Source organism: Nitrincola tibetensis, from assembly GCF_003284585.1.
GTDB classification, from domain to species: Bacteria; Pseudomonadota; Gammaproteobacteria; order Pseudomonadales; family Balneatricaceae; genus Nitrincola; species Nitrincola tibetensis.
Map to the genome: position 1 here is coordinate 96600 of NZ_QKRX01000010.1, position 8981 is coordinate 105580.

The following is an 8981-nucleotide window of genomic DNA, read 5'->3' on the forward strand; positions in this document are numbered from 1 at the left end:
AACCCAAAATATCCGTTTACATAAGATTAAAATAGATGTCAGAAGCAATTGAGTTAGTGTGTCAGGTACCTGCCGAAATGTTTGGACTGCGATTGGATCAGGCGGTTTCACAACTTTTTCCTGACTATTCACGCTCGCGCTTGCAGGGCTGGATCAAAGAGGGCACGTTGCTGGTCGATGGCGAGGTCAAACGCCCCCGTGATAAGCTCAACGGTGGCGAGACGATTCGTGTGTCGGTGGTGATAGAAGCGAATGAGCGCCATGCCGCTGAATCCATTCCTTTGAATATCGTCTTTGAAGATGAACACATACTGATCATTAACAAACCCAGTGGTTTGGTCGTTCATCCGGGTGCGGGCAATGCCGATGGCACCTTGCTGAATGCGCTTTTGCACCATTGTCCAGAAATCGCACATGTACCGCGTGCAGGTATTGTTCACCGTTTAGATCGTGAGACCACGGGGTTGATGGTAATTGCAAAAACCATTGCCGCACAAACCGACTTGGTCACACAGCTACAAGACCGCAGCATGGGACGTGAATATGAAGCCGTGACGCATGGTGTCATGACCGGAGGTGGCTGTGTTGATGAGCCGATGGCACGTCATTCGCGTAATCGTCTGAAAATGGCCGTCGTGGGTGTGGGTAAGGAAGCGATCACACATTATCGTGTTTTAGAAAAATTTAGAGCGCACACACATATCCGTTTAAAGTTAGAAACAGGGCGGACGCACCAAATCCGTGTGCACATGTCTCATATCAACTATCCTTTGGTGGGTGATCCTTTATACGGTGGTCGTTTCCGTCTTCCGAAAGGTGCAAGCGAAGACATGCAAGACGTGCTTAAACATTTTCGTCGGCAAGCCTTGCATGCTAAAAAACTTGAACTCTGGCATCCTGAAACGGGTCAGCAAATGAGTTGGGAAGTTGACCTTCCTGACGATTTCCAGCGTTTGTTGGCCGTGTTAAAAGAGGATGCTCAAACTTACGACTATGAGTTATGAAACTAATACGAGCGGATTGGGATGTAAGTCCTCGCATTCATGCGTTTACCACTACGCGTTATGACGGAGTCAGTGAAGGCGTTTATGCGGGGTTTAACTTAGGACTTCATGTCGGTGATAATCCTGCCGCCGTGCTCGAAAATCGTCGTATTCTGCAACAAGTATCGGGGTTGACTAAGCCCATTCGTTGGCTTGAACAGGTCCACGGTGTTGACGTCGTGAAGGCATCGGGCCCTGAATGCCAAGCGGATGCGGTTTGGTCAAACCAACCCGGAGAAGCCTGTGCGATTATGACGGCCGACTGTTTGCCTGTTCTCTTTTGCAATCGGGCAGCGACGCGTGTGGCGGCGGCGCATGCAGGTTGGCGAGGTTTGGCAACGGGTGTACTGGAAAACACCCTGTCAGTCTTTGATGATCCCCGGCAAGTCGTTGCTTGGTTGGGTCCTGCAATTGGCCCTATGGCATTTGAAGTGGGTGATGAAGTCTATCAGTTTTTTTGCGAACATCATTCACAAGCAAAGCGCGCGTTTGTAGTTTCTCCTACCGACCACCAGAAATGGTTGGCTGACATCTATGAGTTGGCGCGCATCCGTTTACATGCGGCGGGAGTAAAGTATGTGTATGGTGGTCACTTTTGTACGTTTACCGACCACGAAAACTTTTTCTCCTATCGCCGCGATGGTGAAACAGGGCGTATGGCCAGTTTGATCTGGATTGAAGGCTGATTAAATAATCACCACTTGAATTGAGATCATATTAGCCCCATTTAATTCATTATCCGATATCTGCCCAGTCACTTGCAGGTATCCTTAATGAATTAAAGGAGTGGGTAATGCGACCCGATAAGTTTACATCAAAGCTACAAGAAGCTTTATCCGATGCACAATCCATTGCCGTCGGAAAAGACCACAATTACATTGAACCTATTCACCTACTTGTTGCCTTTCTTGAGCAGCGTGATGGTTCTATTCGTCCTTTACTGAGCCAAGCAGGCGCTCAGTTGCCTCAGTTAACGCGCAAAATAGCTGAAGCACTGGATAAGTTACCACAGGTTAAAAACCCTGATGGCGATATCCGTGCCTCACAAAATCTGGTTCGACTTTTTAATTTAACCGACAAAATGGCGCAGCAACGCGGTGATGAATACGTGGCCAGCGAGCTTGTGCTCTTGGCCATGCTTGAGGACAAAGGGGATTCATCTCGTTTATTGAAAGACGCAGGTGTGGATCGAGAAAAACTATTGGCGGCCATTAACAATATGCGTGGAGGCGCGGCGGTCATGGACCCTAATGTCGAACAAAATCGTCAGGCTCTGGATAAATACTGTGTGGATTTAACCGAGCGGGCAGAATCTGGGAAATTAGACCCAGTGATTGGCCGAGATGATGAAATTCGACGGACGATCCAAGTCTTGCAACGTCGCACTAAAAATAACCCTGTTCTGATCGGGGAGCCTGGAGTAGGTAAAACCGCCATTGTCGAAGGTTTGGCGCAACGTATTGTGAACGGTGAAGTGCCCGAGGGCTTAAAGCACAAACGCGTGCTGTCGTTAGACATGGGGTCTTTGATCGCAGGGGCAAAGTTTCGGGGTGAGTTTGAAGAACGTCTCAAAGCTGTTCTGAATGAGTTGAGCAAACAAGAAGGCCAAATCATCCTATTCATTGACGAATTGCACACCATGGTGGGAGCCGGGAAGGGCGAAGGCTCAATGGATGCGGGCAATATGCTTAAGCCTGCTCTCGCGCGTGGTGAGCTGCATTGTGTTGGCGCGACAACACTGAATGAGTATCGTCAGTACGTTGAAAAAGATGCCGCGTTGGAACGTCGCTTCCAAAAAGTCATTGTGGATGAACCGACAGAAGAGGACACCATTGCGATTTTACGCGGCCTAAAAGAGCGCTACGAAATTCACCATGGTGTTGATATCACTGACTCTGCGATTGTCGCGGCTGCTAAGTTGAGCCAGCGTTACATTACTGATCGTCAGTTGCCAGACAAAGCCATCGACTTGATCGATGAAGCTGGCTCACGTATTCGCATGGAAATGGACTCTAAGCCAGAAGAAATGGACCGTTTAGAACGACGCTTAATCCAACTTAAAATGGAACGTGAGGCCTTGAAGAAAGAGAAGGATGAGGCTTCTCAGAAACGCTTGCAAGAATTGCAGCAGACCATCAGTAAGCTTGAAAAAGAGTTCTCGGATTTAGAGGAAATTTGGAAAGCTGAAAAAGCCAGCTTGCAAGGATCACAGAATGTGAAAGAACAGCTCGACCAAGCGCGTGTCGAGATGGAGCAAGCCAGCCGAGCCGGTGATCTTTCGAAAATGGCGGAGTTGCAGTACGGCCGTATCCCTGAGCTCGAAAAACAGTTGAAAATGGCCAGTCAAGTGGAGCACAGCGCACAGACAACGCAACTCTTACGGAATAAGGTAACAGAAGAAGAGGTCGCTGAGGTTGTTTCGCGCTGGACGGGCATTCCTATCAGTAAAATGTTGGAAGGGGAGCGTGACAAGCTCTTACGAATGGAAGAGGCCTTGCACGGGCGCGTTGTGGGACAGGATGAAGCCGTGATTGCGGTCGCAAATGCTGTTAGACGTTCACGTGCAGGCCTTTCTGATCCGGCTCGTCCTAGTGGTAGCTTCTTATTTTTAGGCCCAACGGGTGTCGGGAAAACAGAACTGTGCAAAGCGTTAGCTGGTTTTCTCTTTGATACAGAAGATGCGTTGGTTCGAATCGATATGTCCGAGTTTATGGAGAAGCATTCGGTCGCTCGCTTGATTGGCGCACCTCCAGGCTATGTCGGCTATGAGGAAGGCGGTTATTTGACTGAAGCTGTCCGACGCAAGCCTTATTCAGTGTTGCTGCTCGATGAAGTTGAAAAGGCGCATCCGGATGTGTTCAACATTTTGCTGCAAGTCTTAGAAGATGGGCGTTTAACCGATGGGCAGGGACGGACAGTGGATTTCCGAAACACCATCGTCGTTATGACGTCGAACCTAGGGTCCGATCTGATTCAGGGCTTTAGTGACGATGACGATTATCAATTGATGAAGCAAGCGGTGATGGAAGTGGTGGGAAATCATTTCCGACCCGAAGTGATTAATCGTATTGATGAGGTGGTTGTTTTCCATAGCTTGCGTAAAGAGCAAGTGGCGGGAATTGCTAAGATTCAGTTAGAGCGTTTACACAAACGCCTCGCTGAAAAAGACCTCTCGATACATTTAACAGACGCTGCGTTAAATAAATTGGTGGATGTTGGCTTTGAACCTGTTTATGGGGCGCGGCCGCTAAAAAGAGCGATTCAACAATGGATTGAAAATCCTCTAGCACAGAAAATTTTATCGGGCGCTTACTTGCCCGGTGCAACGATTCAAGTAGATGTTGAAAACGAGCAATTCTCGTTCAAATAAGTCTATTGCATAAACCTCACCTTTCCCCACGAGTGCTTTGATGGTACTTGTGGGGAATGTTTGACTTCAAGTCAATTCATTTAATCTTTTGCTAAAAATCGTTTGGGTTCTGCGAGAGGGGATGTTACTTTCACATAGATAGAAAAAAGCAAAAAGAAACATACTTTGCCCCTTTGGGTGTGCCCTTATCCAATAAACGTACTGTTAACGACAGGGACATTCATAATGAAAATACGAGTGGGTTACGAGTTGGTGTATGAATGCGTTCAGCCAACACCTATGTTGCTTTTGCTTAACTTACACTATACCCGTGCGTCGGATATTCTGATACCCGATCACATAGTCACCTCGCCACCTGTGCCCATTACTGCTTATCGAGATGGCTTTGGCAATTGGTGCAGCCGAATACAGGCGCCAGCTGGTTTAATCCGTATTTCAACGGATGCGCTGGTTCAAGACTCCGGCCTACCAGATCCTGTTCATCCCTATGCTAAGCAACATGCGGTCAATGAATTGCCCTCCGATACGTTGGTGTACCTTCTTGGTAGTCGGTACTGTGAAACAGATCGACTGTCGGAAATCGCTTGGTCATTGTTTGGTAACACCCCAGAGGGGTGGCCTAGAGTGCAAGCCATCTGTAATTTTGTTCACAATCATATTACCTTCGGATATGAACACGCGCGTTCGACTAAAACCGCGCTGGAAGCCTTTAATGAGGGCGTGGGTGTGTGTCGAGACTATACCCATCTTGCGATTACCTTCTGCCGTTGTATGAATATCCCGGCTCGCTATTGCACAGGGTACTTAGGGGATATCGGTGTGCCGTACTCTCCCGCGCCTATGGACTTTTCAGCTTGGTTTGAAGCCTATTTAGATGGCCGCTGGTACACCTTCGATCCACGTCATAATCAACCCCGCGTCGCGCATTTGTTAATTGCCCAAGGGCGTGATGCGACCGATGTGCCGATCAGTAATGTCTTTGGTCCAAATGAATTGAAGTCGTTCAAGGTCTGGACCGATGAGGTTCAGGGTTAATGCCGTTATTGGATGCTCAAGGTATTCTAAGGGCGGATGAGCCCGATGTTGTCGAGGTGTTTAACCCTAAGGGTCGCAGTGAGTTTGTGCTGGTCTGTGATCATGCATCGAATCGAATCCCAATCGGGCTAAAGCAGTTAGGCTTAACCAGCGCAGAATTACAGGGGCATATCGCTTGGGATTTAGGTGCTGCTCAGGTGGCACGAAAGCTTGCGGTGCATTTAGACGCCACGTTAGTGCTCAGTGGTTATTCGCGTTTAGTAATTGACTGTAATCGGCCGTTGGTCAGCCCTCAATCGATCACGCCAGTCAGTGATGGCGTGGTCGTGCAGGGCAATGTCGGGTTAACAGAGGCTGAGCGTGCTCAGCGAAGGGATCTTTTCTTTGAGCCGTATCATCAGGTTATCCGTCAGATACTAGACGCCCGCTCATCTCAAACGACCCAACTGCTGAGTATTCATAGCTTTAGTCCAGCGCTTGCGCAGGAAGGGGCGGATACATTGAGACCTTGGCATGTAGGCATGTCGTTCAAAGAGAAACCGACATTGGCAGATCACCTCTACCAGGCGTTGCACAAAAATGAGCAACTCTGTGTCGGCTATCACGAACCTTACGCGATAGATGAAGAGTTCGATTACACCTTGATTGAACATGCTCTAAAGCGTCAACTAGAGCATGCTATGGTGGAAATTCGTCAAGATCAATTGATGACTGAATCACAAACCAGTCAGTGGGCCGAGAGACTGTTTGAAGCCCTGCAATAAACACTAAGAGCGATGTCTCGACATCAACGCTCTAAGCTTTGCTATCCAGTCAATAGAAACGTAAAATTCGCTTTTTGATTGTCTGAGGCGCCTGTAATGCTGAGTTATCTTCATGGTTTTCACGCGGGTAATTTCGCGGATGTGCATAAGCATCATACGTTGGTTGCCTTGTTAACGTCGTTGAACCGGAAAGAAAAACCTTGGAGTTATCTTGAGACTCACTCCGGTAAAGCGGCTTATGATCTATCGGATGATCAAGCCCTTAAGACACTCGAATTCAAGGACGGTATCTCTAAGCTCTGGACACATCCGTCAGTGAATGAGAGTTTGCTGGCCTACCTTGAGTGCGTGAAACAGTGTAACGGCGATGAGTTGCAATCCTATCCCGGTTCGCCTGCAATCGCGGCCTCCATGGCGCGTGAGGCCGATAAGCTGCACTTGATGGAGTTACACCCTAACGAGGTTAAAGTCCTCAAACATCATTTTCGCAGAGACCCGCGCGTGTCTGTGCACCATCGTGACGGGTATGAAGGCGTCTTGTCTTTATTGCCACCCAAACCCAATCGGGGTTTAGTATTGATTGACCCTTCCTACGAAGTGAAAGAAGAATACGAACAGGTTGTTCATTTTATAACCATGGCGCACAAGCGTTGGCCAATAGGGACCTACGCAATTTGGTATCCATTATTACCTGCGAACCGCTGGCGTTTTATGCTAGAGGATCTACGACGAACGGGGATACGGAATATGCTTTTGTCTGAGTTGCATGTGAAGCAGCCATCTGAACAGGGGATGTATGGCAGTGGAATGCTCATTATTAATCCACCGTGGAATTTGGAAGGCGCCCTTAAATCGGGAGTGTCTGCAATGGTTGATTTGTTGAAACAGGATGCTTCGGCGCATGCCGAGGTGAGTGTTTGGGTCGGGGAATGACGTGTTTTGATGGGTGAAAGCATGTGGGGTAACGCTGACATGTTGGCCAGCGCTACTTTTTTCACCAAGGTACATGGCCTTTCCGGCACAGTGAGTCCAGGTACTGATCTGGACTCACTGTGATCAGCCGTTTGGACGATCCAATCAACGAGTGTAGTAGGACTCGATGGTCGAATTCCAAGTGGCATCTGCCATATCTGGCCATTGATCTTTGTCGAAGCCAGGTGCGTTTTTTAAGCGTTCGACATCTACATCGAGAATGAAGCGATGGTTCACTGCGTCCAGTTTCAAGGCTCTCCATGGAACAGCGAACAAGTGGTCGCCCATGCCTAGAAATCCACCTGAAGACAAAACTGCGTAACGGATTGTGCCCTCATTGATATCGAGCATAATGTCCTGAATTTTTCCAAGCTTCTCGTCTTGAAGGTTACAGACATCATCACCCGTAATGGTCGTAGCACTGAGCAATGAAGCTCCGGCCAATGCGCTATTGGTGCTTTCGGGTAGGATGTTTGATTCTGTCGTTGAAATATTCATTTCGTTTCCTTCTTGGTGTCATTGTTGATGTTTTCGATCACGGTTCCACCCTTGCTGCCATTCCCTTTTTTGTCCGCTTTATCGTTGTTTGCCACCTTCGGGGTAGTTTCTTTGGCGTTGCCTTTTTCCTTGGGAGTTGTTTGGTTCTTGTTCATGACTAAATCTCCAGATGATTGTACCGTTTGGCGTTTGCCTCTCACCATGAATTCATGTCGATGCAGGTGAGGTTTCCAAAGTAGAGGAAGCTCGGAGTAGGGTCTGTGCGGTGACTAACTTATCTATCCTGAATCAAAGTTGTGACTTGATGGGCATCATAATCTTTTCGGAAAACTTTTCTTTCAATGGACGACTCTTCCAACGAGCAAGGGAATATGGCTCTGCCTCCAGTAGGTTTTTCTCGAATACAGCTTCCATTTGAGCGGCAAAATCGCTGTTATAAATATTCAAACTGGCTTCGTCATTGAGGCGAATCGAGCGCATATCAAAATTGGTCGAACCCACTGAAACAAACTCAGAGTTGATGACCAGCAGCTTGGTATGCAGCATGGTGGGTTGATAGACGTGGATCTCGGCACCCTCATGCAATAGCGCGCCCATTGCCGGGAAAATTTCATTGCCGTTTTGCAGCGCAGTTACAAGGCTGCATTTCGGTGAAGTACTAGCCGTCTCTGAAAAGACCACTGGCTGGAGGGGTAGCCGTCAACACTCTTTAGTTCTGTTTACCTTCTGAAGAGCCCAGCAGCACTTTGGCCGGTGTCATAAAACGTAGGGTAAAGAAGGTTAGTGCACTCAGAATCAGTGCTATCTCCAGCCGCCCCGTAGCGACAGAAACCCCGATTGCTCCAGTTAACCAGAGGCTAGCAGCGGTTGCTGTGCCTGAAACAGACCCTTCACCGTGCACGATATTTTTGAGGATAGCGCCCCCGCCAATGAATCCTATGCCGGTAATAATTCCGCCCATTACACGTGCCTGTGCTTCCGTAGACGTCAGGACTTGAAGGCCGACCAGCATATATCCACAAGCAGCCACAGCGACCAAAGGAAAAGTGCGCAGACCCGCCGTGCGTTCATGTTTCTCGCGGTCCCAACCGATTGGTAGAGCAAGGACAAAAGCAAACAGCAAGTCGCGTATGTGTAATACAACAATGCTCCATTCGATATCAGGTATTAGATTCATGTGCCTTTACTACAAGAATTTACAATTTAATCGCGAAAATAAGCGTCAGCCGCTGCGTGTGCATTGTCATTTGCGACAAACCAGTTGCTCTGCTTTCAGCCTAAAGGATGAGCCGCGTTGCA

10 protein-coding genes are annotated in these 8981 nt (G+C 48.3%); 6 read left to right on the forward strand and 4 right to left on the reverse strand.

What is annotated here, in order from left to right; all coding sequences use genetic code 11:
* Positions 1-35: 35 nt before the first annotated feature.
* The 6 genes from rluD to DN062_RS13450 all read left to right on the forward strand — a co-directional run bounded on the left by rluD (position 36) and on the right by DN062_RS13450 (position 7145).
* On the forward strand, positions 36-1004 hold the full coding sequence (rluD, locus tag DN062_RS13425) for a 23S rRNA pseudouridine(1911/1915/1917) synthase RluD (protein WP_112159816.1): 969 nt from the start codon (positions 36-38) through the stop codon (positions 1002-1004).
* Positions 1001-1729, forward strand: a complete 729-nt coding sequence (gene pgeF, locus DN062_RS13430; RefSeq protein ID WP_112159817.1) for a peptidoglycan editing factor PgeF — start codon at positions 1001-1003, stop codon at positions 1727-1729. Before rluD ends, pgeF begins: the two co-directional genes overlap by 4 nt.
* A 107-nt stretch (positions 1730-1836) precedes the next feature.
* Positions 1837-4413: an ATP-dependent chaperone ClpB gene (gene clpB, locus DN062_RS13435; RefSeq protein WP_112159818.1), complete on the forward strand. Its 2577-nt coding sequence runs from the start codon at positions 1837-1839 to the stop codon at positions 4411-4413.
* Positions 4414-4638: 225 nt separating this feature from the next.
* Positions 4639-5448 carry a transglutaminase-like domain-containing protein gene (locus tag DN062_RS13440; RefSeq protein ID WP_112159819.1) on the forward strand — a complete coding sequence of 270 codons (810 nt, stop codon included), beginning with the start codon at positions 4639-4641 and terminating at the stop codon, positions 5446-5448.
* Positions 5448-6212, forward strand: coding sequence for an N-formylglutamate amidohydrolase (locus tag DN062_RS13445; protein WP_112159820.1), 765 nt, complete (start codon positions 5448-5450; stop codon positions 6210-6212). Before DN062_RS13440 ends, DN062_RS13445 begins: the two co-directional genes overlap by 1 nt.
* Positions 6213-6308: 96 nt before the next feature.
* Entirely contained in the window at positions 6309-7145 is an 837-nt protein-coding gene (locus DN062_RS13450; protein ID WP_112159821.1) for a 23S rRNA (adenine(2030)-N(6))-methyltransferase RlmJ, read from the forward strand.
* 144 nt (positions 7146-7289) lie between these two features.
* Here the strand turns inward: DN062_RS13450 and DN062_RS13455 are convergent, their stop codons facing one another.
* The 4 genes from DN062_RS13455 to DN062_RS13465 all read right to left on the reverse strand — a co-directional run bounded on the left by DN062_RS13455 (position 7290) and on the right by DN062_RS13465 (position 8859).
* Positions 7290-7682, reverse strand: a complete 393-nt coding sequence (locus tag DN062_RS13455) for a PRC-barrel domain-containing protein (RefSeq protein ID WP_112159822.1) — start codon at positions 7680-7682, stop codon at positions 7290-7292.
* Positions 7679-7837 (reverse strand): hypothetical protein, encoded by a 159-nt coding sequence (locus tag DN062_RS18550; protein WP_156460561.1) that lies wholly within the window; start codon positions 7835-7837, stop codon positions 7679-7681. Before DN062_RS18550 ends, DN062_RS13455 begins: the two co-directional genes overlap by 4 nt.
* Positions 7838-7970: 133 nt before the next feature.
* Positions 7971-8363 (reverse strand): phospholipase D-like domain-containing protein, encoded by a 393-nt coding sequence (locus DN062_RS13460; protein ID WP_205126734.1) that lies wholly within the window; start codon positions 8361-8363, stop codon positions 7971-7973.
* 28 nt (positions 8364-8391) lie between these two features.
* Positions 8392-8859, reverse strand: coding sequence for an MgtC/SapB family protein (locus DN062_RS13465; protein ID WP_112159824.1), 468 nt, complete (start codon positions 8857-8859; stop codon positions 8392-8394).
* Positions 8860-8981 lie beyond the last annotated feature (122 nt).